We start from the raw sequence: 26908 nt of genomic DNA on the forward strand, positions 1-26908 counted from the left end.
GGCGCCGGAGTCAGAACTTCTCCGAAAGGCCGGTCAGAAACACGGACTTGGAAGCTTGGAAGTTCGCAATGATGGCCGGGACATCGACTCCGTCCGCTCCGCCTTGCGCAGAGCGCCGCTCGCCGTCCAGGCACATGGAAGAAAACTCATCAAATCCAAGGTTGAGTGCGCTGCCTTTCAGGAAGTGCAGGTCCTGCTCAAGCTGGCCGCGGTCGCCGCCTTCCAGCTTGCCGATTACTTCTTCGACTTCTTCCAGAAAGATTTCAACAACTTCACCGAAGTCCTCGGCGCCGACTTCTTCACGCAGCTCGGTCACGCGTGGCCAGTCAATCATGTGATACGTCCTTACGATCTTTCGCTGAGTGCACTTCTTAAGTTGATTGCAGTAAAAATATGGTGAAATAAAGGAGGAAGCTCAAATTTTAGGCTTCACCGCCTGTTAAATCTCTGGACCGATAGTATCACAAGATCTTCTGATTTTGCCATTTGTGAGGTGCCTTCGGTGCTGCCAGAAAGTTCGATGGACGACGAGGACCAGACAGTGGCCGGATCAATACGCCGTGTGCTGGTTGTGGACGACAGCCGCCTGCAAAGACGCATTCTTGTGGCCTCTCTCAAGAAGTGGGGATTTGAAGTTGTCGAGGCTGACAGCGGCGAGGCAGCAATGGAAATTTGCCAAGCGGACCCCCCCGACCTGATTCTCAGCGATTGGATGATGCCCGGCATGAACGGGCTGGAGTTCTGCCGCGCGTTCCGCGCGCGCGCCACTGAGGACTACGCTTATTTTATCCTGCTGACCTCAAAGAGCGAAAAAAACGAGGTGGCCGAGGGCCTTGATGCTGGCGCTGATGACTTCCTGACTAAACCTGTCAGCTCTGATGAGCTGCGGGCTAGGATTTCAGCGGGTGAGCGCATTTTGCGGATGCAACGGGAACTGTATGAGAAGAACCGTATCGTGTCAGAGACCCTGGGTGAGCTGCAGCGGGTGTACGACGCAATCGACAAGGACTTGATCCAGGCTCGTAAAATCCAGGAATCACTGGTGCCGGAATTGTCCAAGGATTTCGGCTCTTCCACAGTCAGCCTGCTGTTAAAGCCATGCGGACATATTGGCGGGGACCTGGTTGGGATGTTTTCCCCCGGTGTGAACCGAATCGGCTTCTATTCTATTGACGTGTCCGGCCATGGCATCACCTCTGCAATGATGACGGCGCGGTTGGGTGGTTACCTGTCGTCAAACTACTTCGACCAGAACGTAGGGATGGAGAAACGGTTCAATCGCTTCTACGCATTGCGCCAGCCAGAGGAAGTTGCCAGCCTGCTGAATGCCCGGTTGATTGCTGATACGGGGATCGAAGAGTATTTCACCATGGCCTATTGCATTGCGGATCTGCGCAGTGGTGTCGTCAAGATGGTGCAGGCAGGCCACCCGCATCCGCTGTTATTGCGAAAGAACGGCGAGCTGGAGTTCATCGGCAAAGGCGGTGTCCCAGTAGGCTTGGTCCCGGACATCGGCTACAGCCAGGAAGAGTTCACAATGGAGCGGGGCGATCGCCTGCTGCTGTTTTCTGACGGGTTTACCGAAGCACGGCTGGAGAACGGGTCAATGCTGGAGCCTGAAGGCTTGCTCGACTTGGTTCAGAAATGCGGACCGCAGCAGAACGGCAAGGAGTTCCTTGACGATCTTTACTGGCACTTGACCCAGATGATGAGCAAGGAGCATGGGCTGGAGGATGACGTTTCCGCCACCCTGTTCGAATACCAAGGCCCCTAAACAAGCTTTTATCCTGTCCGATGTGTCCTGGCCTTTGCCGGGATTGTTTGCGTTTTGCAGAATAGGCTGATCTGACTACATGCGGGCCGCCAGTTGGGAGGCAAAATGGCGGTCGCCGGCGTTGCCCAGGCAGACGGCCGCCTCTGCAGGAGCCATCCAAAGCGCTTCATGCCCTTGTTCTGCCGGCGGACCGAGCCTGCGAAGGGGGCGGGCCACATAGATGTGGCACAGCTTTTCTGCCCACAGATCGTATTCCGGCATATAGGCAAACCGCCGGAAAGCACCCAACTTGCGCGGGGGGGAGATCTTCCAGCCGGTTTCCTCGTACACCTCGCGGTGCAGGGCAGGGATTGGTGATTCGCCGGGATCAATACCGCCACCCGGAAGCTGCAGATCGGGGTGCGGATCATACTGGCAAGTAACCAGCAGCTTTCCGTCTCGTGGCAGCAGAGCATAGACCCCGGGACGTATCCGGTAATTCCGGCCCTTCTGAGGTGTGTCGCCAAAACGTCTGATCACAGGCCGGCCTCTTCACTCTTGTGTCGTTTCTCCTATATAGCCCCGGTATGCCAATCCCCGGCGCGTAAGGAAACCCCATGACACTTGGTTCTAAAATCGCGTGGGACGACACCGTCCTGCCTTTCCAGCTTGATGCATCCGACATGCGCGGCCGTGTGGCGCGGCTGGATGGCGTGCTGGATGGTATTCTGAAACAGCATGACTACCCGCCGGTTGTCGAGGCGCTGGTTGCCGAGATGGCGTTGCTGACAGCACTGATCGGGCAAACAATCTCTCTGCGCTGGAAGCTGTCGCTGCAGGTGCAGTCCAAGGGTGCGGTGCGGATGATTGCAACCGATTACTATGCGCCTCAAAAGGAAGGTGAGATCGGCCAGATCCGTGCTTATGCGAGCTTTGACCGCGACCGCCTTACCGACAGCAACCCCTTTGACCAAGTGGGCGAAGGCTATTTTGCCATTCTGATTGACCAGGGCAATGGCACCCAGCCCTACCAAGGGATCACACCGCTGTCCGGCGAATCGCTGAGCGCCTGTGCAGAGGCCTATTTCGCGCAGTCCGAACAATTGCCGACCATGTTCAAACTGAGCTTTGGAAAGTCGGCGGAACCGGGCGTTGCCGAGCATTGGCGTGCGGGAGGTGTGATGCTGCAGAGCATGCCCAAGGCTTCTCCATTTGCGGCGCAAGGCGAAGGTTCCGGCGAAGTCCTGCAGGCCAGCGACCTAGTGTCCGGGGACGAGGAAGAGAACTGGAACCGGGCCACCACACTGCTGAGCACGGTGGAAGAGCTCGAACTGATCGGCCCGTCTGTCACCCCTACCGATCTGCTGATCCGATTGTTTCACGAGGAACAACCGCGGGTCTATGACACCCAGCCTGTGCGCTTTGGCTGCACCTGTTCCGAGGACCGGGTACGTCAAAGCCTGTCGATCTACTCTGCCAAGGACATCGAGAAGATGACCACGGATGATGGCCGTGTGACTGCAGACTGCCAATTCTGCGGAGCGCACTACGATCTGGACCCGTTGAGTGTGGGTTTCGACGCGGAAAACCCGCCCAGTGAGTGACCCTGCCCAGGATCTGACGGACAGGATTGCCGTCGCCCTGAACCGTGAGGGCGGCGGCTCCTCCGATTTTGACCTGAACCCTGGCACTGTGCTGCCGGAGGGGCGCAAGCTGCGCCCGGCTGGTGTGCTGGTTCCGGTTTCCATTGCTTCGGGCGCTCCGCGGCTGATCCTGACCAAACGGTCCTCGGCGCTGAAGCATCATCCGGGGCAGATCGCCTTTCCTGGCGGCAAAGTGGATCCGGGCGACAAGGACGCCTGTGCGGCGGCGCTGCGCGAGGCGTGGGAAGAGATCGGCTTACCGCAGGACGTGCCCCGGATCATCGGCTGCCTGCCGGAGCATGAAACCGTAACTGGCTTCTCCGTGACACCAGTTGTAGCGCTGATCCGTGACCGTTTTGACGAATGTCCCGAGGCGGGCGAGGTGGCAGAGGTGTTTTCAGTTCCTCTGGCGCATGTTTTGGAACCGCAAAACTACATCATCGAATCCCGCCGTTGGCGCGGCACGCGCCGCCGGTACTATACCGTGCCCTATGGTCCCTATTACATTTGGGGCGCTACCGCCCGTATGTTGCGCGGGCTCGCGGCACGGATGGAGGGAGAATGCGGCTAGATCAGCCATGGCTGGAGGACCCGGCTACGCAGGCGGTTTGCGAAGCGGTTTCGGCAGACGGTGCGCAGGTATTGTTTGTTGGCGGCTGCGTGCGCAATGCCTTGCTGGGTGAACCGGTTTCTGATCTGGACATTGCCACCGATTCGCAGCCGGAGCAGGTGATGGAGCTGGCTGCTCGTGCCGGGATCAAGGCAGTGCCGACCGGGATCGACCATGGCACAGTGACATTGGTAAAGAACGGCATCCCGCATGAAATCACCACTTTCCGCAAGGATGTGGCGACCGATGGCCGCCGGGCAGTGGTGGCATTTTCCACCGATATTGCCGAGGATGCCCGCCGCCGCGATTTCACAATGAACGCGATTTATGCGCGCCCGGATGGTGAAGTCGTCGACCCTCTAGGCGGGCTGACGGATATCGCTGGGCGCCGGGTGCGTTTTATCGGCACCGCGGAAAACCGTATCCGGGAGGATTACTTGCGCAGCCTGCGCTACTTCCGCTTTCACGCCTGGTATGGCGATCATGCCTTGGGCTTCGATCCGGACGCGCTAGCGGCGATTGCAGCCAACTTGGACGGACTGGCTTCGCTGTCTAAGGAGCGGGTTGGGGCGGAACTGCTGAAGCTGCTGGCGGCTCCCGATCCTGCTCCTTCGGTTGCGGCGATGCGGCAGGCAGGCGTGCTGGCGCAGGTTCTGCCTGGCGCCGATGACCGTGCGCTGGCGCCGCTGATTCACCTGGAAGCCGGAAGGGCGGCCTCGGGCATCCGGCGCCTTGCCGCGCTGGGCGGCGATGGCTTGCAGGAGACCCTTCGGCTGAGCAAGGCTCAGGCCTCGCATCTGGTGGCAATCCGTGCGGCAGCGGCTGGAACTGCCGGGGCAGGGGAACTGGGATTCAGGCTGGGTGCAGAAATGGCGCTGGACGCATTGCTGTTGCGTGCTGCGCTGCTGGAACAGCCGCTTTCATCCAATTTAGAGACTGATATCGCGCAAGGCGTGGACGCGGAGTTTCCAGTTAAGGCCCGGGATCTGCTGCCGGAACTGAAGGGGCCGGCACTGGGAAAAGCGTTGAAAAAACTGCAAGCGGATTGGATTGCGTCGGGGTTCTCCCTCAGCCGAGAGGAACTGCTGAATTCCTTCCGCTGACAAGGGATGTCAGCAGCGTCACAACCTTGGGGGGTGACAAAACCGCAAATCTTGCGTACGCATGAGGCAGCCACCACATGACGGAGGAATGCTGATGTATTACGGGATCTGGTTTCTTTAACGCCTGAGACCTTGCCCCGTTTGACGTGGGAGCCTTGGGCGGCCCGCAGTCTGCATCTGTTTTCCGATTTGCTCGAACACCTGGAGCACCCGCATGTTTCGCTATTTTGAAAATCTCATTGACCCCTATTGCGCCTACCCGGAAGTCAACACGCCACCGACACGGCTGTGGCCTTTCTTGCGCGACTATTCCAAGCCATTCAAAACCATCTTTGTCCTGACTGCGCTGATGTCGGTTGTGGTCGCAGGGATTGAGGTCGGGCTGATCTACTACATGGGCCGGATTGTCGACCTGATGTCGGGCACGCCGGCCGAAGTGTGGGAAGAGCATGGCACTGAACTTATCCTGGTTGCCTTGTTCATACTGCTGCTGCGGCCGCTGATCCAGCTGCTGGATGTCGCGCTGCTGAACAACGCGATTCTGCCGAATTTTGGCACTCTGATCCGCTGGCGGGCGCACAAGCATGTTTTGCGCCAGTCGGTCGGCTGGTTCGAGAACGATTTTGCCGGGAGGATTGCCAACCGGATCATGCAGACCCCGCCTGCCGCGGGGGAGGTGATCTTTCAGGTATTTGACGCAATCACGTTTTCGCTGGCCTATCTCGTAGGCGCGGCAGTTCTGCTGTGGGTCGCGGATATACGGCTGATGCTGCCGCTGGCGCTTTGGTTCGCCCTCTACGCAGTTTTGGTACTGTGGACGGTCAAGCGGGTCGGGCCGGCCAGTCAAGCGTCTTCCGACGCACGCTCGACCGTGACAGGGCGGGTGGTCGACAGCTATTCCAACATCCACTCGGTCAAGATGTTTGCCCATCACAACCGCGAACTGACCTATGCCCGCGATGCGATTGAGAACACCCGCAAGACGTTCCAGACGGAGATGCGGATATTCACCATCATGGACGCCACGCTGGTTACGCTGAACGGGCTGCTGATTGTCGGAGTGGTGGGCTGGGCCGTGATGCTGTGGATGCAAGGCTCTGCTTCGGTTGGGCTGGTTGCTGCAGCGACGGCGCTGACACTGCGCCTGAATGCGATGACCGGCTGGATCATGTGGGCGCTGACGTCCTTTTTCCGGCAGCTGGGTGTTGTGGCTGAGGGAATGGAGACCATTGCGCAGCCGATCGACCTGGTGGATGCGGCCAATGCGGAGCCGCTGCAGCTGGTAAAGGGGGAGATAGAGTTGCGCAACCTCTCGCACCACTACGGGCGTGAGGCTGGCGGGCTGGACAGGATCAGCCTGGTCATTCAGCCGGGGGAGAAGGTAGGCCTGATCGGGCGTTCCGGCGCCGGGAAATCGACCCTGGTCAAACTGCTCTTGCGGTTCTACGACGCCGAAAGTGGACAGATTCTGATCGACGGTCAGGACATCCGCTGTGTGACACAGGACAGCTTGCGCAGCCATATCGGCATGGTGCAGCAGGACAGCTCTCTGATGCACCGCTCGGTTCGGGACAACCTGCTGTACGGACGTCCGGAGGCCACTGAGGAGCAGATGATAGCTGCTGCCAAACAGGCGCAGGCGCATGAGTTCATTCTGGATCTGGAGGACCCGCAGGGGCGCAAGGGGTATGAGGCCCACGTGGGCGAGCGTGGCGTCAAACTGTCCGGTGGGCAGCGTCAGCGGGTGACACTGGCCCGGGTGATCCTGAAGGACGCGCCGATCCTGGTTCTGGATGAGGCGACCTCAGCACTGGATTCAGAGGTTGAAGCGGCGATTCAGGAGACACTGTATGGCATGATGCAGGGCAAAACGGTGATCGCCATCGCACACCGGCTGTCCACCATCGCGCAGATGGACCGTATCCTGGTGATGGATCAGGGCCGTATAGTTGAAGAAGGGTCTCATGAGGCGCTATTGCAGGCGCAGGGGCTTTATGCACAGCTTTGGGCGCGCCAGTCCGGCGGCTTCCTGAACATCGAGGCAGCAGAATGACCATAGGCAACCTGATCGACGCCTTCCGCCCGGCAGACGGTCCGCCACCGCAGCGGCTGGGAGCTTTCTTGCGCTGGTGCCTGGCCGGCGCTTGGCCGATGCTGCTGCTGGCTGCGGCCTTTTCAGCACTGGCAGGCGGGATGGAGGCGGGCACCGCCTTTATCCTGGGCATGGTCATCGACACCGCCATCGCCAGCGGGCCGGAACAGTTCTTTTCGGCTGGTAATGTGGCAGTGATCGCATTGGCGCTGGGCTTTTTCCTGCTTGTGCGTCCGGTGCTGTTCGGCCTGTCCGCAGCCTCCAACGCCATTGTGGTGCAGCCGAACGTGAACCCGCTGGTTCTGTCGCGGCTGAATCGATGGACATTGGGCCAGTCGGTGCGGTTCTTTGACGATGATTTTGCAGGCCGGATAGCGCAGAAACAGATGCAAACGGCAAATGCCGTGACCTCCGTGACCACTGAGGTGATCAATGTTGTGGCCTTTGCGCTGGCCTCTCTTGCGGGCTCTTTGGCCTTGTTAGGGTCTATTGATTGGCGCATCACTGGGGTGTTTCTGATTTGGCTGGTGGGATACTTCGCATTGATCCGCTGGTTCCTGCCAAGAATCCGCAAGAGGTCAGGAAAGCGGGCCGGGGCGCGGGCGATGGTAACCGGCCAGGTCGTCGATTCGATCACCAACATCAAGACGGTGAAGCTGTTTGCCCATGCTGACCATGAGGAACGGACTGCACAGGATGCAATGGTCGAGTTTCGTGAAAAATCGCTGCACTTCGGCTATCTCTCTGCCAGCTTCCGGTTCTTTCTGATGTGCCTTGCAGGCATTCTGCCGGTGCTGCTGATCGGAGCAACCTTGCACCTGTGGCAGTCGGGGAACGCGACCGAGGGCGACATTGTGGCTGCGGGTGCGGTTTCGATACGGATTGCACAGATGACTGGCTGGGTGAGCTTCACGCTGATGGCGATCTACTCCAACATTGGAGAGATCGAAAACGGCATGAAGACTTTGTCCGTCCGCGACAGGGTGGAAGATGCGCCCGGAGCCAAACCGCTGGAAGTGCGAGAGGGCGGGATTGTTTTTGATCAGGTGGAATTCGCCTATGGCCGCGATGTGGGCGGGGTGCAGGGGATCAGCCTGCACATTCATCCGGGGGAGAAACTAGGCATTGTCGGGGCTTCCGGTGCTGGGAAGTCGACACTCGTTTCGCTTCTTCTCAGGCTCTATGAGGAAGAAAACGGGCGTATTTTTGTCGACGGGCAAGAGATCTCGGAGGTTACCCAAAATTCCTTGCGCAGTCAGATCGGTATGGTCACGCAGGAGACTGCAATGTTCAACCGGTCTGCGCGTGAAAATATCCTGTATGGGCGGCCGGATGCGTCTGAGGAAGATCTGATTGCCGCGGCCAAGAAGGCTGAAGCGCATGAGTTCATCACGGAACTGGAAGATGGTCAGGGCCGTACGGGCTATGATGCATATCTTGGCGAACGCGGGGTGAAACTCTCTGGCGGGCAGCGGCAGCGGATTGCCCTGGCCCGCGCCATCCTCAAGGACGCACCGATCCTGGTCCTGGATGAGGCGACCTCGGCCCTGGATTCCGAGGTTGAAGCTTCGATACAGGCTGCGCTGCACCGGGTCATGGAGGGCAAGACGGTTCTGGCCATTGCGCACCGGTTGTCAACGCTGAGCGAAATGGACCGGATTGTCGTGATGGACAAGGGCCGGATCGCCGAAAGCGGCAGCCATCAAGAGTTGCTGGCCAAGGGTGGTCTTTATGCCTCGTTCTGGGCGCACCAGTCCGGCGGGTTTATCTGCACCGATGATGAGCGGACAGCGGCAGCTGAATAAACTTCCCAGCGCATTTTGCTTTTGCTGGCTGGATTGCCGGGGTAATGAGCGCGCATGACTGACACAGCCAGAACCAAAGCAACGATCAGCCGGCTGGGCCATCAGGGTGATGGTGTGGCCGATGGTCCATTGTTTGCCCCTCGGACACTGCCGGGCGAGGTAGTCAGCGGTATTGCCAATGGCAGCCGTTTGACACATATCCGCATCGAAACGCCTTCCGAACACCGTGTGCAACCGCCCTGCCGACATTACAAGGCCTGCGGCGGATGCCAGCTGCAGCACGCCAGCGATGCGTTTGTGGCAGAGTGGAAAACGGATGTGGTGCGCAATGCACTGTCAGCACAAGGTCTGGAGACGGATTTCCGGCCTATACACACATCACCGCCCAGATCCCGCCGTCGAGCCACCTTGTCGGTACGGCGGACCAAAAAAGGGGCGATGGCCGGTTTTTATGGCCAGGCATCAGACGTGATCACGGAAATTCCGGATTGCCAGCTGCTGGAGCCTGAATTGCTGGCCGCCATTCCTGTAGCAGAAGCATTGGCACTTGCAGGAGCCAGCCGCAAGACGCCGCTGGCTGTGACAGTTACTACGTCTGATGCGGGACTCGACATGCTGGTTCGCAATGGCAAGCCGCTGGATGGCCCACTGCGGATCGGACTGGCGCAGCTGGCCGAAAAACACCGGATTGCACGGCTGACTTGGGACGACGAGCCGGTGGCTATGGAGCAGCCGCCCGTGCAGCCCTTTGGCCCGGCCCTGGTCTGCCCGCCGCCGGGCGCATTCCTGCAGGCAACGCGTGAAGGGGAAGCTGCTTTGCTGGCAGCGGTTCTGGAAATCATCAAGGACGCCAAGCGGGTTGTGGACCTGTTTGCCGGCTGCGGGACCTTCTCTCTCCCGATTGCGCAAACGGCAGAAGTTCATGCGGTTGAGGGCGAGCGGGATATGGTAAAGGCCTTGGATGCGGGCTGGCGGGCGGGGAAAGGGCTGAAGAAAATCAGTACTGAAGCTCGCGACCTGTTTCGTAATCCCTTGCTGCCAGAGGACCTCAACCCCTTTGGTGCCGTATTTGACGCCGCGGTGATTGATCCGCCTCGAGCCGGTGCTGAAGCGCAGGTAGCGCAACTGGCTAAGGCGCGCACGCCGTTGATTGCTTATGTATCCTGCAATCCGGTCAGTTTTGCCCGTGATGCCAAGACACTGGTTTCAGCAGGCTACGATTTGAACTGGGTTCAAGTTGTTGACCAGTTTCGCTGGTCAGCCCATACCGAGCTGGCCGCAAGGTTTACCCTGAAAGACTGAAATGACGGATATTCAAGTGATGACACCGACCCGACGCATGGAAGCCATTCTGGACAGCAGCCGCTTTGGCCGCTTCATAACCGCTGTCATTTTGGTCAATGCCGTTACTCTTGGGTTGGAAACCGCTCCGTCGGTTATGGAAAAGGCCGGCGGGCTGATTCATCTGATCGACAAAGTTTGCCTGACAATCTTTGTCGTTGAAATTCTGGCAAAGCTTTTGGTGCGCCGGCTGCGGTTCTTCTTGAGCGGATGGAATGTGTTTGACTTCGCAATTGTCGGCATTGCGTTGGCGCCAGGTACACAAGGCCTGTCGGTACTGCGGGCTTTACGAATCCTGCGTGTGCTGAGGGTGATCTCCGTCGCGCCGCGGCTGCGCCGAGTGGTCGAAGGGTTCATCACCGCCCTGCCGGGGATGGGCTCGGTCTTTTTGCTGATGGCGATCATCTTCTATATCGGCTCAGTTATTGCGACCAAGCTGTTCGGCCAGGACTTCCCGGAATGGTTCGGGAACCTTGGCCTCAGCGCCTACTCGCTGTTCCAGATCATGACACTTGAAAGCTGGTCCATGGGCATTGTGCGTCCGGTGATGGAAGTGCATCCGCATGCCTGGGCATTCTTTGTACCTTTCATCATGGTGACGACCTTTGCCGTGGTGAACCTGTTGGTTGGCCTGATCGTGAACTCTATGCAGGACGCCCACGGCGAAGAAGAAGGTGAGCGCACAGATGCTTACCGGGACGAGGTGCTGAGCCGGCTGGAAGCGATCGAGCAAAAGCTGTCCAGTCAGACGGTCCAGGACAGGAAATTGTGAATTTCCTTAACAGCAATTTCGCGCTAAAGCCTGAATAGAGGCAAAAGAAAAATACAGGCTGGGACAATGAACAGAAGGGCATTTGGCATTGGTGCCGCCGCAAGCCTTGCGCTGGCTGGCTGCAGCACCACAGGCGGAGCAGTAAGCAGATTCAAGACTTATAACGGTCCACAAGTCACATCGATCGTGATCAATAAAGGTGCGCGCAAGCTGTACTTGATGAACAACGACGAAATCCTGCGGGAATATAAGGTCGATTTGGGTTTTGCACCGCTTGGGCCGAAGCAGTTTGAGGGTGATGGCAAGACGCCGGAAGGCACTTATTTGATCAACCGGCGCAACCCGAACAGCCGGTACCATCTGTCGGTTGGCATCTCATATCCCAACAACCAAGACCGCGCTCATGCGCAGGCCAATGGCAAGCGGCCTGGCGGAGAGATATTCATCCATGGGCAGCCGAACAACCCGAAGGAACGCAAGCGAGCGGCCAGGGTTGACGACTGGACTGCTGGTTGCATCGCTGTAACCAATGAAGAAATCGAAGAGATTTACGCGATGGTACAGGACGGCACCACTATCGCACTGCGGCCCTGACCGGAGATAATGAGATAATGATTGAGAAGTAAAGGTCCGCTGCGGTTGCGCCGGACCTTTCCCTTTCGTGCAGTTTTCAAGGGATATGCTGCGCTAAAACACGGCGTAGTGGCTTAATTCGCCATAACCAGTGTCCACCAGATCTTGCCGTTCGGCTCCTGGAACCAAGAAAAGCCCATGTTCACGGCCTTGGGATCCAGTATCACTGCACGAGTGGCCGGTCTTTCCAGCCAGGCAGTCAGGGTCTGCTGCTCATTCTCGTAGGTTTCGGATATGTTTTCACCCAGCAGTGTGCCCGTGTAGCCAGCACGGGCAACCCGGTCCAGCGGCGACGATCCGTCTGAACCGAAATGCCAAGGACGGTTCTGCACCGACATGTCACGGGAATGGGTGGCTGCGGCGGCAGTCAGTTCAGCGTTCAGTTGCACGTTTTGAGCGCCTGAAGCCTGGCGCAGTGCATTCACCGAGTCGAGCATCCGCAGTTGCACTTTGTCCGCATTCCTGATGCGGTAGGATCCGCCGGATTCCGATGACGGGGTACAGGCGGCTGCCACCGTGAGAATTGCAGCTGCCATCAGCAGAAAAACGCGATTCATAATGCTCTCTCGCTCCATCAGTTGCTGAAGCATGTATCCTTCCTGTGGCAGCTGTGCAAACGGGCCGGCAGAATTATGCAGACTAAGCTTCCGGATTGATTTGCGACTGCGGCTTTCCGGCCATAAAATGCTTCAATCTTGGATCCTCAATGCGCAAGTTGGTAGAAGTGATGCCCCGAAAACCTTTTGAAATATTCAGCCGAAGGCAGTTTCTTGCTGGCAGTGCTGCTTTGATATCCTCCTCCGCGCTTGCGCAGGAGGCTGGCGATACCGCGGAGCAGGCATTTGATCCCCTGCGCCCGCCGCCAGAGCCGGAGCCGCCGGTTCAGCGCAATATCTCAGCTTTCCGTGCTAAATCCTGGCGGCCCTATTTTGATAACCTGCGCAATGGCGCGATACTTGTCGATATAGACAGCCGTGCGCTGCACTATTGGTCACCAGATGAAGGCACCTACAAGCTGTTCCCGTCTTCCGTGCCGCTGTCAGACGATCTGACCCGCCGCGGCCGCACGCAGGTTGTGCGCAAGGTGGAGGGGCCTAGCTGGGCACCAACACCCAATATGCGCAAGCGCAACCCGGAATGGCCGGCCTATATTCCACCGGGGCCGGATAACCCGCTGGGCACTCATGCTTTGTACCTGGGCTGGAAGTACTACCGGATCCACGGAACCCACGATACGCGCAAAATCGGACGCAAATCGTCGAACGGATGCATTGGCCTTTACAATGAGCATATCGCCGAACTGTTCGGCTTGGCGAAAGTCGGCACTCAGGTGTTGCTAATTTGACGACACGCAGCGGGGCGCTAAGCTGTTAACTATAACAAGCAATTGCAATCCCGCGTTTTTGCTGGTTAGAAAAAAATACGAGGTAAGTCTTGGGTGCGCGGTTCAGATGTTTGATCCGCGCAAATTCTGGAGGTTAACATGAAAAAACTCGTTATCGCTGCTGCGCTGACCGCTGCTGCTTCCACTGCCACCGCTGGCAACCTGTCCGAGCCGGTTGTTGAACCGCCGGTCATCGTGGAAGAAGCTCAGGGTTCTTCCAGCGGCATCCTGCTGCCGCTGCTGCTGCTGGTTCTGGTCGGCGCAGCTGTTGCATCGAGCTAATTTCGATACACAGTTACAGAAAAGGCGGTGGGGCAACCCGCCGCCTTTTTTCGTTGCCCGAAGGAATTGCCGGAGGGACTGTCAGACCGCTTCCACCTCCTGCAAAATGATATCCAAGATTTTGACGATCATGTCTGTATCGTCAGAATCAATAGTAAGAGGCGGCCGGATCTTCAGAGTATTGTCCTTGGGGCCTTCACTGCCGATCAGGATGCGGTGATCCCGCATCCGGTTTTTAACGTAGGAGCAGATCTCTGTGGCTTGTGAGCCATCCAGATTGATAAGTTCCAGCCCAAGAAACAACCCCATTCCACGGACGTCACCTACGCAGGCATATTTCTGTTCCAGTTTCTTCAGGCCTTCAAACAGCCGCTTGCCTTGGATACGGGCGTTTTCCTGAAGTCCCTCGTCATCAACGATATCCAGAACTTCTTTGCCAATCCGGCAAGAGAGTGTGGAACCGCCAAAAGTAGAGAAAAACTCGATCCCGTTGTCGAAGCTTTCGGCAACTTCTTTTGTGGTGACAAGCACGCCCAAGGGATGGCCGTTGCCGATTGGTTTGCCCAACACAACGATATCAGGCAGGGCACCTTGATGTTCAAACCCGAAGTAGAAGTCGCCGAGTCTGCCCAATCCGGTTTGCACCTCATCGGCAATGCAGACACCGCCTACAGCGCGAATCTTCTGATAAACCGCACCCAAATACCCCTTGGGAGGAATGATTTGGCCACCGACTGACGGAAAGGTCTCTGCGATGAAGCCGGCAACGCCGTGCCCTCTCTCCTGGAGGCGTGCGATCGCTGGATCTATGAGGCCGGCGTATTTTTTCGCCCGGTCCAGGTCATCCCGGCGGAAGGAGCCGCGGTAGTCATCGGCAACTTCAACAAGTTCTACCCAGTCTGCCTGACCGGTTCCCCCGGGTTTGTTGAATTTGTAGGCTGAAATGCTGATCGCACCGGTGGTGTTGCCATGATAGCCGTGATCCGGCGTCACCATACCCTTGGCGCCGGTATGCGCGCGGGCCAAGCGCAGGGCTAGCTCGTTCGCCTCTGTCCCGGAGTTTACGAAGAAACAGACCTCGAATTGATCCGGCAGCTTGGACAGAACTTTTTTGGCAAAGGCCGTCTGGGCGGGGTGCAGATAGCGTGTGTTTGAGTTCATCCGCTTCAACTGGTCGGCGGCAACTGCCTGGATGCGGGGATGGGCGTGGCCTACATGCGGCACGTTGTTGTAAGCATCCAGATACGGTCGCCCCCATTCGTCAAACAGATGGTGCTTCCAGCCGCGCACGAGCATGACGGGGTCTTTGTATGTCAGGCTCAGGTTGCCGCCGAAATGTGAGCGGCGTTCTGATAGAACTTCTTCCTTGCTGGTAGGCTGAAAAAGAACCTTTTCTTCCGGCAGATTAAGCAGCGCAGCCGGGTTCGGGCAAAGCGCGCGCCACAGGTACATTTCGTCCGGATCACCGACACCGGGCCAGTCGGCTTCGATTCCTTCAGTGGTCAAGGCCAGTTGGAAATGGACATGCGGCGCCCAGCCGCCGTTTTGGCTGGGGTCGCCAAGGCGGCAAAATTCTTCACCTTTCTCGACGACATCGCCAGATTTCAAACGAGTCAAGAATTCGGGGTCCAGATGGCCATAAAGGGTATAGAACGAATCGCCGTCGGGCGTTTCATGCCTCAGGATGATCACCCCACCATAATCCAGATGCCCCTTGCGGTACTCAGCAACAAACACTGTGCCGCGTAACGGCGCGAACATCGCCTTGCCTGCCGGAGCAAAAGCGTCCACCGCCAGATGCACCGTCCGGCGGTTGCTGGCTTTCCACGGACCTTTGCGGAAGGCTGGGTCCGTATAAATAAGCCGCGGCTCGTGGTAGTAGCCTAGCCAGATGCGTCCATTATCCTCAAACTCTTCGCCGACCTTGGCGGCCTCTTCGAAGGGCAAGTGGAAAGGGTTTTGCGGCCAGGTAGACTCTTCAACTGACAGCGTCCCCATCGGCGCATCTGCCAAGTCTTCCCCCATCAGCGGGGCGAAACTTCCGTTTTCCTGCTTGAGCCAGGCCACCACACGGTCCGCACCCTCAACCACCGGCAGGCCGCAGGCAGCGCGCAGCCGGGCATTCAGCAACCCGCCATGTAGCGTATTGCTCTCCAGAAACCGCCAGGCTGGCGCTTGGGAAACTGTCACATAAGGATCATCCGGGTTTTCCGCGGCCATGAGAGTGGAGTTCACCACGCTTACCGCCAGCCGCATCCGAAGCAGCTTCCAGACCATGTCGACCTCGGCGGTGGTCAGCGGATAGGCCTCGTGGTAACCCGCGACCAGTGACGCAAGAGCGGCCTCCGGTGCCGGGTGATCCAATACGATGTAGGCCGCGGCAATTGCCAGATCGCAGATGCGCGGCGCCGCGCACATGTCGCCAAGGTCGATCAGGCCGGATACCCGCCGCGGTTCGTTCAATTCGCCTGCTACCATGATGTTGTAGTCATTGGCGTCATTGTGGATGGCTTGCTTGGATAACTCTGCCAAAGCAGGCTCTAACTTTGAAAATTCTGCGGATATTTCTTCAAGAATTGCATGGCGCGCGGGGTCTTTGATGCAGGAGAGCTGAGCTGTAATCCAGCCGGCGCGCATCAGGTCCCACTTGAAGTCGCGTTCCAAGCCTTCATGGTGGAAGTCCGTCAAAGCTTTTGCAGTGCCGCCCAGCGTCTGGCCGATTTCATGGATCAGCATATCGCTTTTGGGCTCCGCCTTGGCATAGCAGCGCCCCGGCAACTTGTTCAGCAGCCAGACCAGCCGGTTCTGCCCATCTTCATCCGGAAGGGTTAGCAGGGATCGCCGGGAAAGAGAGGCAATGACCCGCGGGCAGGGCAGGTCTGGCTGGCATTCCTGGATATGCTCAAGCGCCTTCACTTGCATATCAACCAGCCATTCTTTGCAGCCGGGGCGCATGGCCTTGAGGATATAGCCTTGGCCATCCTGCCCCGTGGCCAGGAAGTTCAGGTCGTATTCCCCGTCCAGGCGGGTCAGTTCCGCCTCAATGCCCCAGTGCTCCCGGAGGGCTTTGGCCCAATGCGCAAGCGTCATCCAATATCTCCCAGTTTTCCGGTTGGGCCGGAAATTGAATATTGGATACTTTTTGGACTGAGGCGGACGGTTAGTCCAGCCAGCCTTTCAGGTTTTCCTCAATCACATCTGCCAGTGCCGCAACGTGATCGTCATCGTCATTGAGGCAGGGGATATAAAGGAAGTCTTCTCCGCCTGCGTGCTCAAAGCTCTCGCGGATCTCTTCGTTGATTTCTTCCAGTGTCTCGATGCAGTCCGCAGAGAAGGCCGGTGCAATTACTGCGATGCTCTTCTTGCCTTCCTTGGCAAGCGTGGCGACGTGGTCCACTGTGTAGGGTTTAAGCCATTCCTCGGGTCCGAAAACGGACTGGAAAGTGCTGGTGATTTGGGTGTCGTCCCACCCAAGCCGCTCCTTCAGCAACCGAGTCGTTTTCTGGCACTGGCAGTGATACGGGTCCCCCTGCATCAGATACCGCTTTGGCATCCCGTGATAGGAAACTACCAGAATATCCGGGCGTTTCCCGGCTTTGGCATATGCTTCTTCCACCGAGCGCGCCAAAGCATCGATATAGGCGGGCTGATCGAAATAGGGAGGGATCGTGCGCGCGGCAGGCTGCCAAGGTTCCTCCATCAAAGCACGGAAAAACTGATCGTTTGCGGTGCCGGAGGTCGCGCCAGCATATTGCGGATAGAGCGGGACAAACAGGATCTTCTGACAGCCTGCCTCAACCATCTGCCGCACCTTGGACTTGGTGGAGGGATTGCCGTAGCGCATGCAGAAATCGACCATAACCTGATCGCCGTAACGCGCCTTCATCACCTCCGCCATCTTGGTGGTCTGGTCCTTGGTGATGGTCATCAGAGGGCTTTCGCCCGTGTCGTGATTCCAGATCGATTTATAGGCCGCACCGGAAGAGAACGGACGTTTGGTCAGGATGATTAGCTGCAAAAGCGGCTGCCATTTCCATGACGGATAGTCGATGACCCGCTTGTCAGACAGGAACTCACTCAGATACCGGCGCATTGGCCAGTAGGAGTAATCATCCGGAGTGCCGAGGTTGGCCAGCAGGATGCCGACTTTTTCTGCCGGGATCCTGGGGTGATCGGCTGGGGCGTGGGCAGGGCATTTGGCGGTCCGGGCGGCGTCCAGCATGGGCAGGTCCTGTGCGGCTGAGATTTTTGTTGGCGGATAACTACTGTGTTTACGCGCGGAAGGCCAATTGGATCACATTGGCGCAGCAATAGCTTTGTCCAATCAAGGCTAGAGCTTTGATTCAGGCACCTTGAGCGCGTCGGCCAGGCGCATCTGGGCTGAACCAGGGCGCAGGGGTTTCTGCTGGTTGTCCGATGGCGACCAGCCGGTCAGGCAGACAAGTTCGAACGTCGCGGGCAGGCGGCCTTCGGCGTTGGCGAAATGCTCCCGGTAGATGTGATCGGCGAGGTGGAAGAGGCCGCGCGGAGGAGTGCGTTTCAAGCGTTGGGCGAGCGTGTTGGTCTCTCCCATACCGCGCAGGTCGTGGACCAGGTGGGTCAGGTCGCGGTATTCGGCTGTCAGCGGCACCAGATCAGCAACCGGCAGGGCGAATCCCGCACGTTGCAGCAGGCCGCCCAGATCGCGGATCTCGCCCATCGGCGCAATGCGTGGCGAAAGACCGCCCAGAACAACGGTCTCGGCTTCGGCCATAGCAACACGCAGTTCGTGCAGGGTCTGCCCGCCCAGCAGGATGACCAGAAGCAGCCCGTCTTCCTTCAAAGCGCGGCGGCATTGGATTAGTTGCCCGACAGGATCATTGGACCAATGAAGGCACATGGCGTGGATCACCACATCATGCGTGCCTTCCTTCAGGTCGAGGACATCCTCGTCTGCAACGACCTTTGCTTGTGGATGAAAACCTTCCCAGACTTCGGGGAAAGGGCAAACCACTGCCGGTGCTGTAAAGGTTCTGTTAACCAAGCCCAGGCGATCCTCAGCTTCGTCCCGTGCCATCTGGTGCAGGAACAGGGCGTCCGGCCGCCGTCGTGATCGGCGGGCGTTCAGGGCGCGGCGGTCGAAAAGCTGCATGGGTGCTTGTGTCATGGGTGCTATTTAGATGCTGCCGGCTTGGATTCAAACTGCTGTTTCGCTGATTTATCCGTCCCAGTGCCTGGGTTGCGGCGGGCTGGTTGGCAGTGACTTCGGGCTGTGTGCAAATTGCTGGGCAGATATGTATTTCATCAGTGGAACAGTTTGTGAAGGCTGCGGCGCTCCGCTGCCAGGCGAAGCGGACGGGTTCCGCCTGGAGTGCGACAGTTGCCTGCGCCATCCGCGGCCCTGGAGCCAAGGGCGGTCTGCTTTGCTCTATGAGGGGCAGGGACGCAAACTGGTGTTAGCCCTAAAACATGGTGACCGCACGGAAATTGCCGTTCCGGCCGCTAACTGGCTGCAACGGGCGGCAGAACCTTTGCTGGAGGGGGATCCATTGATTTGCCCGGTGCCACTGCATTGGACCCGGCTGCTGAAGCGAAAGTACAACCAATCCGCCCTGCTGGCTGATGCATTGGCGCGCAGAAAGAACTTGCACCACTGTCCTGATTTGTTGCGGCGCATCCGGCGTACACCTGCACTGGAGGGGAAAACCCGGGACCAGCGTTACCGGCTCTTAGGATCAGCCGTGGGTGTACCGCAAGACCGGAAAGAAAGGGTCAAAGGACGGATTGTGCTGATTGTAGACGATGTGATGACCTCTGGAGCCACTCTCAGCGCGTGCAGCGAGGCCTGTTTGCAGGCGGGGGCGGCAGAGGTGCGGGTGGCGGTGCTGGCCCGGGTCACGCAAGCGTGAGGCCATGGGTTGGCCACTGGCAATTGTTGCAATGAATGCCCAATTCCTCCACAACCTTCGAAACCTGAACATGGGGTCCTGAATGAAACCGGTTGAAATCTACACCTCTCCGCTCTGCGGCTTCTGCCATGCGGCCAAGCGGCTGCTGAACCAGAAAGGTGTTACCTTTTCGGAAATCAATGTGCTGGCGCAGCCGGGACGCAAGGCAGAGATGATCCAGCGTGCCAATGGCGGCCGCACCGTGCCGCAGATCTTTATCGGCGACACGCACGTCGGCGGTTGTGACGACCTTTATGCTCTTGAGCAAGCGGGTAAACTTGACCCGTTGCTGGCGGCTTAAAACCGGAGAAACAATATGCGCGCTGCTCTGCTTCAGATGACATCTACTGATATTCCGGCTGAAAATCTGGAAACGGTGAAGGCATTGATGGCGGAAGCTGTGCGCGGCGGGGCGGGCTTTGTACTGACGCCAGAAGTTACTAACTGCCTGTCAGGCAGCCGGACGCATCAGAATGGTGTGCTGTGCCACGAGGAGGATGATCCAACTCTGGCGGCCTTGCAGGAAGAAGCGGCTAGGCATGGCGTGTGGTTGCTGCTCGGATCGCTGGGAATCAAGACACATGACGATGACGGCCGTTTTGCCAACCGCCAGTTCCTGATTTCGCCGGAGGGCGAAATCAAGGCGCGTTACGATAAGATTCACATGTTCGATGTGGAGGTCACCCCAGAAGAAACGTATCGCGAGTCAGATGGATACCGTCCTGGAACCAAGGCAGTGGTGGCGGAAACGCCTTTTGCCAAAATTGGCATGACCATCTGTTATGATGTGCGCTTCCCGCATCTGCATCGCGCTTTGGCCAAGGGAGGAGCACAGATTGTCACTGCTCCCGCCGCCTTTTCCTATGTGACTGGAGCTGCGCATTGGCATTCTCTGTTGCGCGCCCGTGCCATAGAAACCGGCTGTTTTGTGTTGGCGCCCGCACAAACCGGCAAGCACCCGGCCTCCAGGGGGCCGAGCCGCAAGACCTTTGGCCATTCACTGGCAGTTGCTCCATGGGGTGAAATTCTGGCGGATGCAGGTCAGGAACCAGGCGTGACTTACGTTGATCTCGACATGGAAAAAGTGGCAGAAGCGCGCAAGCGTGTGCCTTCTTTAACTCATGACCGGGAGTTCGACGGACCCTGATGGACGAAACCCATTCCCTGGCAGTATCGCTGTTCAGCGAAATTTTGATGGCTGACCAGCTGGCCCGGTCACGCCTCAGCAAAGTGCTGCCCAAGGGGATGGAGCTGTCGCATTTCTCTGTGTTGAACCATCTGGCCCGAGCCGGGCTGGAACGGTCGCCTGCACAGCTGGCCAAAGCGTTTCACGTGACACGCGGCGCAATGACCAACACCTTGAACAAGCTGGAAGTGGCAGGCTATATCCACGTCCGCCCCGACTGGGATGACGCGCGGCGAAAGATGGTTGCTATCAGCCCAGCAGGAAAACAAGCCCGGGATGCAGCCCTGGCGGGTATCATTCCTGTGATTTCGGAAGTGGTGGGGGAGCTGGGCAGCGACCGGGTCCGCGCCACGCTGCCAATTCTGCGTGAGCTTCGCGGTAAACTGGAAGAGAGCGGCTGAGCGAAATAGCCGTCCTCCTAAACATTTTGACCTTAAAGTAAAAAGAAAGACGCCCGCTAGCAGGCGCCTTTCCTCCCCATCAGTCCCCATCAGTCCGTGAGTGGCGGTTCCGGTAACCTTTGGGCGGACCCACCATCATTGCAGTGGCAAGCATTCACTCGATTCAGGAGCTTGCACCCCTGTAGCGAAGCGAAATATTCCAATTCCGCAATCTGACGATAACAAGCAGTGGATAAGCGCAAAAGTGCGCATAGGGATTACCACCTATCCTTTCGGATAGATGGCAGTATCAACGGAAATTCAGGCTGATTCTTCAATCAGGCTTTACGCTGGCGGTTACATAGTTCACCGACAAGTCACGCTCAGAAATTGACCAATTCCAGGTTATTGGGTTGAATACGAACCCCTTGCGGTCTACCGGCTTCAGCCCGGCCTTGTGCAACAATTCGAACAGTTCGTCGGGAGTGATGAATTTGGACCATTCATGGGTGCCGCGCGGCAGCCAGCGCATGATTACTTCGGCTCCGACAATTGCCATGGCGAAACTCTTGGGGTTTCGGTTGATGGTCGAGCAGATTTCCAAACCGCCAGGTTTCAGAAGTTTCTGCGTGGCGGTCAGGTAGCTGAGCGGATCGGCAACATGCTCGACAACTTCCATATTCAGTACCACGTCGAATTGCTCGCCGGCTTCGGCTAGCGCTTCGGCGGTGGTGTGGAGGTAATCGATTTCCAGTCCGGATTGCTCTGCATGAATGCGGGCGACTGGCAGGTTGCCTTCAGCGGCATCTGCGCCAACCACTTTCGCTCCCAGCCTTGCCATGGGTTCGCTTAGCAGCCCGCCACCGCAGCCAATGTCCAATAGCCGCAGCCCTTCGAAAGGGCGCTGTGACGTCAGGTCGCGGCCAAACTCCCCGGCGATCTGGCTGGTTATGTAGTCGAGTCTGCACGGGTTCAGCATATGCAGTGGCTTGAACTTGCCGTTCGGATCCCACCACTCTGCCGCCATCGCCTCGAATTTGGCGATTTCCGCAGGGTCGACCGTGGATTGAGGCGCTTGCATTCCTGTCTCCGTGTGCTCTTTTGTAGTGTGACGTTTCACTAAGGTCAGTAATGGATAGATACCCGGATCAAAAGCGCGCTGTGCATTATCTTTACCCGCCGGTTGAGCCTTTTGACCAGCGTATGATCGACGCAGGCCAGGGCCACCGCATCTATGCGGAACAAAGCGGCAATCCGAATGGAATTCCGGTGATCGTTTGTCATGGCGGGCCCGGCGGGGGCAGCAGCCCGGCGATGCGGCGCTATTTTGATCCGCATGTCTTTCGAATCATCCTGTTCGACCAGCGCGGATGCGGCCGCTCGCGCCCCTATGCTTCCTGCGAGAACAACACCACATGGCATCTAGTTGCCGATATGGAGTTGATTCGAACCCAGCTGGGAATTGACGCTTGGATCCTGTTCGGCGGCAGTTGGGGGGCAACCCTTGCGCTGATCTATGCCCAGACCCATCCGGACCGGGTGCAGCAAGTCATCCTGCGCGGTGTCTTTCTGATGACCAAGGCGGAGCTGGACTGGTTCTATGGCGGCGGAGCGGGAAAATTCTGGCCAGAGACCTGGGCTAAGTTTGTCTCGCTGATCCCGGATGCGGAGCGCGGCGACATGATTGCGGCATACAAAAAGCGCTTATTCTCGGGCAATCTGGAGGAAGAAGTGCGCTATGGCCGGGCCTGGTCCGCTTGGGAGAACGCCTTGGCCTCCGTCCATTCAAACGGTCAGTGCGGTGAAAGCCCCGGCGATTATGCGCGCGCGTTTGCCCGGCTGGAAAACCACTATTTCAGCAACGGCGGTTTCCTTGACTACGACGGCCAAATTCTCGCCAGCATGGGGCGGATTTCACATATTCCCGGTGTGATCGTACAGGGACGTTATGACATGATCTGCCCGCCGTCCTCCGCCTGGCGCCTGAACGAGCTGTGGCCAAATGCGGAGTTGAAGATGGTGCGCAATGCCGGCCATGCTCTGTCCGAGCCGGGAATCAGCGCAGAACTGGTCCGGGCGATGGACCGGATTGCAGGAGAGCTTGTGCCATGACGCGCATCGACCGCCGCGCGCTGTTCACCTCTGGTGCTGCTGCTGCCTTGCTGGCGGCGGCTGGCGGTTCGGTTCATGCGTCACCCAAGGCTGGCGGCGTGCTGCGCCTGGCGGTTCCGCGTGAGGGCGGCATGCTGGAGCAGGCCGCCCGCGGCGCGGTCTATGAAACGCTGACTGAAGTCGCGCCTGACGGGCTCCTGCGCGGCGAGCTTGCAACCAGCTGGCAATCCGCGCCGGATGCACGCGCCTGGACCCTTGATCTGCGAGAAGATGTCACTTTCCACGATGGCATACAGTTGACAGCGGAAGATGCCGCGGCCTCGCTTGATGCGCTGGGCGTAACCGGTGCAGACCTACGGGCTGTTACCGCGTTAGGCGGTCATCAATTGCTGCTGGAACTGGCACAGCCCAATCCGCATCTGCCATATTTGCTGGCCAGTGCTGATCACTATATAGCTCCGGGCGGAGAAATGCCTGCCGCGCTTGATGAAGCGGTTGGAACCGGCTGCTACCGCGTTGAACGTGCTCAAGAAGACCGCCACTTCCGCGCGTCCAAAGTGGCAGGGCATTATAAAGCCAGCACAGCGGGCTGGGCAGACACGGTGGAAATCATCGTGATTCCGGATGCTTTGGTCCGTGCTGAGGCTCTGCGCGACGGTTATGTCGATGTGGCGGCCCTGCCGGAACCGCGCGGCCTGCTGAAGCGCGGTGAGTTTCTGTATCATCCGTCCTCCAAAGACATGGCTTTGGCGGCACGACACGATGTCGGTATTCCACGAAAGGTGGGCCAGCGCGCACCACTGGACGATGGCCGCATTGCAGAACGGTGGTGGCGGCTGTAAGGCCACCGGGAGGCTCTGCACAACACAAGCCTTGCAGTTTTCCCCAATCCCGCCTATATGCCTTTGACAACAGCGGCGCGTTGAACCTCTGGCTCAAGGCTCCACCGGGAATTTCGACGGGCCGCGCGCCCGTTTTTTTGTGTTTGCAGGCCTTTGTCTGCACGCTCCAAGTGGAGGTCTGATGACCAACGACCTGATTGCCAAAGCTGCCATCGACAGGCGCCTGGCCGAGATCGTCACCCCGGTGATCGAGGATCTGGGTTACGAGCTGGTGCGAATCCGGCTGATGTCTGGTAAGGCGACGACGCTGCAGATCATGGCCGATAAGCCTGATGGCGGCATTGAAGTGGACGATTGTGCCGCGATCTCGAACGCGGTCAGTGCGACGTTGGACGTCGAAGATCCGATCATTGACGCCTATGCACTGGAAGTTTCGAGCCCGGGTATTGACCGGCCGCTGACCCGGCTGAAGGACTTTGACATGTTCGAAGGCTACGAGGCCAAGCTGGAGACCGAAGAGCTGGTCGGTGGCCGCCGCCGTTTCAAGGGTGAGCTGGCAGGCACTGAAGAAGATGAGGTTCTGATCAATATCGACGATCAGGGCGAGACCGTGACCATTGGTCTGAAATTTGACTGGCTGAGCGACGCCAAGCTGGTTCTGACTGATGATCTGATCAAAGAAATGCTGCGGCAGCGCAAAGAGGCCGGCACGCTGAACGAAGACGCATTCGACGAAATCGAGACCGAAGAGTCTGACGAGGAGAACAAGTAATGGCTATCACCTCTGCAAACCAGCTGGAGCTGTTGCAAACCGCCGAGGCCGTGGCGCGCGAAAAGATGATCGACCCGGGTCTGGTGATCGAGGCGATGGAAGAGAGCCTCGCCCGCGCGGCCAAGAGCCGCTATGGCGCCGAGATGGACATCCGCGTGTCGATTGACCGCAAGACCGGCCGCGCCACCTTTACCCGAGTGCGCACCGTTGTGGCGGATGAGGAGCTGGAAAACTACCAGGCTGAAATGACCGTCGAGCAGGCGCGTCAATACATGGCGGAGCCCGAGGTCGGCCAGACCTACGTCGAGGAAGTGCCGCCGGTGGAAATGGGCCGGATTGCCGCCCAGTCGGCCAAGCAGGTGATCCTGCAGAAAGTTCGCGAAGCTGAGCGTGACCGCCAGTATGAAGAGTTTAAAGACCGCGCCGGCACTATCATCAACGGCCTAGTCAAGCGCGAGGAATACGGCAACGTTATCGTAGATGTCGGCGCTGGCGAAGCGATCCTGCGCCGCAATGAGAAGATCGGTCGTGAAAGCTACCGCCCGAACGACCGCGTACGCTGCTACATCAAGGACGTGCGCCGCGAGCCGCGCGGCCCGCAGATTTTCCTGTCGCGCACCGCGCCGGAATTCATGGCCGAGCTGTTCAAGATGGAAGTGCCCGAAATCTATGATGGCATTATCGAGATCAAGGCCGTTGCTCGTGACCCTGGGTCGCGCGCCAAGATTGCGGTTATTTCCTATGACGGCTCGATCGACCCGGTTGGTGCCTGTGTCGGTATGCGCGGTTCCCGCGTGCAGGCCGTTGTGAACGAGCTTCAGGGCGAAAAGATCGACATCATTCCGTGGAATGAGGATCAGCCGACCTTCCTGGTGAACGCGCTGCAGCCGGCCGAAGTGTCCAAGGTTGTTCTGGACGAAGAAGCTGGCAAGATCGAAGTTGTGGTGCCGGAAGAGCAGCTGAGCCTGGCCATCGGCCGCCGCGGCCAGAACGTGCGTCTGGCGTCGCAATTGACCAACCTCGACATCGACATCATGACCGAGGAAGAGGAATCGGCCCGCCGACAGAAGGAATTCGAAGCGCGTACCAAGTTGTTCATGGAAACCCTGGACCTTGACGAATTCTTTGCCCAGCTTCTGGTGTCCGAAGGCTTCACCAATCTGGAAGAAGTTGCCTATGTCGAACTGGACGAACTGCTGGTGATCGACGGTGTCGATGAAGGCACCGCCGAAGAGCTGCAGGCCCGTGCCCGCGACTTCCTTGAGGCCCAGGCAAAGGCTGCACTGGACGCGGCGCGCGCTCTGGGTGCCGAAGACAGCCTGATCCAGTTTGAAGGCCTGACCCCGCAGATGGTCGAGGCGCTGGCGAAGGACGATGTGAAATCGCTGGAAGACTTCGCTACCTGTGCCGATTGGGAACTGGCCGGCGGCTGGACCAATGACGGCGGTGAGCGAGTCAAGGACGACGGCATCCTGGAGCCCTTCGGCATGTCGCTTGAGGAAGCACAGGATCTGGTGATGACCGCGCGCATCATGCTGGGCTGGGTTGATCCTGAAGAGCTGGAAGCGGAAGCAGCTGAAGGCGAAGAAGCTGGTGAAGAGGAAGGCGAGGCCTGATTTCGGGCCTTGCACAGGAGACCTGCATGACACGCGGCGGCACAACAAAAGACCGGACCGGCGAAAGCGAACGCAAATGCATCGCGACCGGCGAGTCCCAGCCTAAACAGGGCCTCATCCGATTTGTGATGGGGCCTGACGGGCAGGTTGTGCCAGATGTGATGGGCAAGCTGCCCGGCCGCGGTGTCTATGTCGCCTCCAGCCGGGAGGCTCTGGCTGCAGCAGTCAAAAAAAAGCTGTTTGCCCGCGGTTTCAGGGCGCAGGTGCAGGTGCCGGATGAGCTGGTACAGGAAGTCGAGCGGCAGGTAGTCCGCCGCCTGATCGAACTGATCAGCCTGGCGCGCAAATCGGGCGACGCAGTGTCCGGGTTTGAGCGGGTCAAGGATTGGCTGGCCAAGGAAGAGGCCCGGGTGCTGATCCAGGCTTCTGACGGATCCGGGCGCGGGAAGTCGAAGCTGAGCACGCCCTACAAGGGCAAATTCATCGGCTGCCTCACGGCGGACGAGCTGGGAATGGCATTTGGGCGCCAAACTGCGATCCATGCCGCCCTCGCCTCTGGCGGACTCAGCAAACGTGTTGTAGATGAGGCGCAACGACTGCAAGGTTTGCGCGAAATGGTGGGCGGCAACGGCCGCACGGAAGGATAAGTAGCTTT

The 26908-nt window shown here is 58.5% G+C and carries 27 protein-coding genes; 20 read left to right on the plus strand and 7 right to left on the minus strand.

Annotated elements, in window-relative coordinates; translation table 11 throughout:
* Positions 1-10: 10 nt before the first annotated feature.
* Positions 11-334 carry an Hpt domain-containing protein gene (locus tag RA25_RS10435; RefSeq protein WP_019295292.1) on the minus strand — a complete coding sequence of 108 codons (324 nt, stop codon included), beginning with the start codon at positions 332-334 and terminating at the stop codon, positions 11-13.
* 186 nt (positions 335-520) lie between these two features.
* Here RA25_RS10435 and RA25_RS10440 point away from each other — a divergent pair, with 186 nt between their 5' ends.
* Positions 521-1774, plus strand: coding sequence for a PP2C family protein-serine/threonine phosphatase (locus RA25_RS10440; RefSeq protein WP_152612187.1), 1254 nt, complete (start codon positions 521-523; stop codon positions 1772-1774).
* 75 nt (positions 1775-1849) lie between these two features.
* Here the strand turns inward: RA25_RS10440 and RA25_RS10445 are convergent, their stop codons facing one another.
* Positions 1850-2293, minus strand: a complete 444-nt coding sequence (locus tag RA25_RS10445) for an NUDIX hydrolase (protein WP_039147583.1) — start codon at positions 2291-2293, stop codon at positions 1850-1852.
* Positions 2294-2370: 77 nt separating this feature from the next.
* On the opposite strand from RA25_RS10445, the gene hslO reads away from it, so the two are divergent.
* From hslO to RA25_RS10485, 8 genes are all read left to right on the plus strand, one after another.
* Positions 2371-3357 carry an Hsp33 family molecular chaperone HslO gene (gene hslO / locus RA25_RS10450; protein WP_039147585.1) on the plus strand — a complete coding sequence of 329 codons (987 nt, stop codon included), beginning with the start codon at positions 2371-2373 and terminating at the stop codon, positions 3355-3357.
* Positions 3350-3967, plus strand: a complete 618-nt coding sequence (locus tag RA25_RS10455) for a CoA pyrophosphatase (protein WP_019295288.1) — start codon at positions 3350-3352, stop codon at positions 3965-3967. The genes hslO and RA25_RS10455 overlap by 8 nt, the downstream gene beginning before the upstream one ends.
* Positions 3958-5109, plus strand: a complete 1152-nt coding sequence (locus tag RA25_RS10460) for a CCA tRNA nucleotidyltransferase (protein WP_039172068.1) — start codon at positions 3958-3960, stop codon at positions 5107-5109. Before RA25_RS10455 ends, RA25_RS10460 begins: the two co-directional genes overlap by 10 nt.
* Positions 5110-5323: 214 nt before the next feature.
* Positions 5324-7162, plus strand: coding sequence for an ABC transporter ATP-binding protein (locus RA25_RS10465; protein ID WP_039147589.1), 1839 nt, complete (start codon positions 5324-5326; stop codon positions 7160-7162).
* Positions 7159-9006 (plus strand): ABC transporter ATP-binding protein, encoded by a 1848-nt coding sequence (locus RA25_RS10470; RefSeq protein WP_039172072.1) that lies wholly within the window; start codon positions 7159-7161, stop codon positions 9004-9006. Before RA25_RS10465 ends, RA25_RS10470 begins: the two co-directional genes overlap by 4 nt.
* A 54-nt stretch (positions 9007-9060) precedes the next feature.
* Positions 9061-10308 carry a class I SAM-dependent RNA methyltransferase gene (locus RA25_RS10475; RefSeq protein WP_039172076.1) on the plus strand — a complete coding sequence of 416 codons (1248 nt, stop codon included), beginning with the start codon at positions 9061-9063 and terminating at the stop codon, positions 10306-10308.
* Between the two features lie 37 nt (positions 10309-10345).
* Positions 10346-11119, plus strand: coding sequence for an ion transporter (locus RA25_RS10480; RefSeq protein WP_241477390.1), 774 nt, complete (start codon positions 10346-10348; stop codon positions 11117-11119).
* 66 nt (positions 11120-11185) lie between these two features.
* Entirely contained in the window at positions 11186-11713 is a 528-nt protein-coding gene (locus RA25_RS10485; protein WP_019295282.1) for a L,D-transpeptidase family protein, read from the plus strand.
* A gap of 113 nt (positions 11714-11826) precedes the next feature.
* On the opposite strand, the gene RA25_RS10490 is transcribed toward RA25_RS10485, so the two are convergent.
* Complete coding sequence (locus tag RA25_RS10490) at positions 11827-12309, minus strand: CAP domain-containing protein (RefSeq protein ID WP_029204728.1); 483 nt, start codon at positions 12307-12309, stop codon at positions 11827-11829.
* 170 nt (positions 12310-12479) lie between these two features.
* Between RA25_RS10490 and RA25_RS10495 the strand changes: the two genes are divergently transcribed.
* On the plus strand, positions 12480-13097 hold the full coding sequence (locus tag RA25_RS10495) for a L,D-transpeptidase (protein WP_029204727.1): 618 nt from the start codon (positions 12480-12482) through the stop codon (positions 13095-13097).
* Between the two features lie 138 nt (positions 13098-13235).
* Positions 13236-13418: a hypothetical protein gene (locus RA25_RS10500; RefSeq protein WP_019295279.1), complete on the plus strand. Its 183-nt coding sequence runs from the start codon at positions 13236-13238 to the stop codon at positions 13416-13418.
* Positions 13419-13499: 81 nt separating this feature from the next.
* Here the strand turns inward: RA25_RS10500 and RA25_RS10505 are convergent, their stop codons facing one another.
* The 3 genes from RA25_RS10505 to RA25_RS10515 all read right to left on the minus strand — a co-directional run bounded on the left by RA25_RS10505 (position 13500) and on the right by RA25_RS10515 (position 18564).
* Positions 13500-16508, minus strand: coding sequence for an aminotransferase class III-fold pyridoxal phosphate-dependent enzyme (locus tag RA25_RS10505; RefSeq protein WP_039172078.1), 3009 nt, complete (start codon positions 16506-16508; stop codon positions 13500-13502).
* A 70-nt stretch (positions 16509-16578) separates the two neighbouring features.
* Positions 16579-17640 (minus strand): ferrochelatase, encoded by a 1062-nt coding sequence (hemH, locus tag RA25_RS10510; protein WP_039172079.1) that lies wholly within the window; start codon positions 17638-17640, stop codon positions 16579-16581.
* 108 nt (positions 17641-17748) lie between these two features.
* Positions 17749-18564 (minus strand): methyltransferase domain-containing protein, encoded by an 816-nt coding sequence (locus tag RA25_RS10515; RefSeq protein ID WP_019295276.1) that lies wholly within the window; start codon positions 18562-18564, stop codon positions 17749-17751.
* 13 nt (positions 18565-18577) lie between these two features.
* On the opposite strand from RA25_RS10515, the gene RA25_RS10520 reads away from it, so the two are divergent.
* The 4 genes from RA25_RS10520 to RA25_RS10535 all read left to right on the plus strand — a co-directional run bounded on the left by RA25_RS10520 (position 18578) and on the right by RA25_RS10535 (position 20932).
* Complete coding sequence (locus tag RA25_RS10520; RefSeq protein ID WP_019295275.1) at positions 18578-19306, plus strand: ComF family protein; 729 nt, start codon at positions 18578-18580, stop codon at positions 19304-19306.
* Positions 19307-19388: 82 nt separating this feature from the next.
* The gene (grxC, locus tag RA25_RS10525; RefSeq protein ID WP_019295274.1) at positions 19389-19646 is read left to right on the plus strand and encodes a glutaredoxin 3; all 258 of its coding nucleotides are present in this window, start codon (positions 19389-19391) and stop codon (positions 19644-19646) included.
* A gap of 15 nt (positions 19647-19661) precedes the next feature.
* Positions 19662-20492 (plus strand): carbon-nitrogen hydrolase family protein, encoded by an 831-nt coding sequence (locus RA25_RS10530; RefSeq protein WP_039172084.1) that lies wholly within the window; start codon positions 19662-19664, stop codon positions 20490-20492.
* A complete protein-coding gene (locus RA25_RS10535; protein ID WP_019295272.1) occupies positions 20492-20932 on the plus strand; it encodes a MarR family winged helix-turn-helix transcriptional regulator in 441 nt (146 codons plus the stop codon). The genes RA25_RS10530 and RA25_RS10535 overlap by 1 nt, the downstream gene beginning before the upstream one ends.
* Positions 20933-21245: 313 nt before the next feature.
* Here RA25_RS10535 and ubiG read toward each other — a convergent pair whose 3' ends face one another.
* The gene (ubiG, locus tag RA25_RS10540; RefSeq protein ID WP_039147601.1) at positions 21246-21992 is read right to left on the minus strand and encodes a bifunctional 2-polyprenyl-6-hydroxyphenol methylase/3-demethylubiquinol 3-O-methyltransferase UbiG; all 747 of its coding nucleotides are present in this window, start codon (positions 21990-21992) and stop codon (positions 21246-21248) included.
* A gap of 50 nt (positions 21993-22042) precedes the next feature.
* Here ubiG and pip point away from each other — a divergent pair, with 50 nt between their 5' ends.
* From pip to RA25_RS10565, 5 genes are all read left to right on the plus strand, one after another.
* Positions 22043-23023 (plus strand): prolyl aminopeptidase, encoded by a 981-nt coding sequence (gene pip, locus RA25_RS10545; protein WP_019295270.1) that lies wholly within the window; start codon positions 22043-22045, stop codon positions 23021-23023.
* Entirely contained in the window at positions 23020-23865 is an 846-nt protein-coding gene (locus tag RA25_RS10550) for an ABC transporter substrate-binding protein (protein WP_039172087.1), read from the plus strand. The genes pip and RA25_RS10550 overlap by 4 nt, the downstream gene beginning before the upstream one ends.
* Before the next feature lie 181 nt (positions 23866-24046).
* Positions 24047-24637: a ribosome maturation factor RimP gene (gene rimP / locus RA25_RS10555; RefSeq protein WP_039172090.1), complete on the plus strand. Its 591-nt coding sequence runs from the start codon at positions 24047-24049 to the stop codon at positions 24635-24637.
* Positions 24637-26253 carry a transcription termination factor NusA gene (gene nusA, locus RA25_RS10560; protein WP_039147605.1) on the plus strand — a complete coding sequence of 539 codons (1617 nt, stop codon included), beginning with the start codon at positions 24637-24639 and terminating at the stop codon, positions 26251-26253. The genes rimP and nusA overlap by 1 nt, the downstream gene beginning before the upstream one ends.
* 26 nt (positions 26254-26279) lie before the next feature.
* The gene (locus tag RA25_RS10565; RefSeq protein ID WP_039172093.1) at positions 26280-26900 is read left to right on the plus strand and encodes an RNA-binding protein; all 621 of its coding nucleotides are present in this window, start codon (positions 26280-26282) and stop codon (positions 26898-26900) included.
* Positions 26901-26908: the final 8 nt, after the last annotated feature.

The organism is Leisingera sp. ANG-S5, from assembly GCF_000813925.1.
Lineage (GTDB): Bacteria > Pseudomonadota > Alphaproteobacteria > Rhodobacterales > Rhodobacteraceae > Leisingera.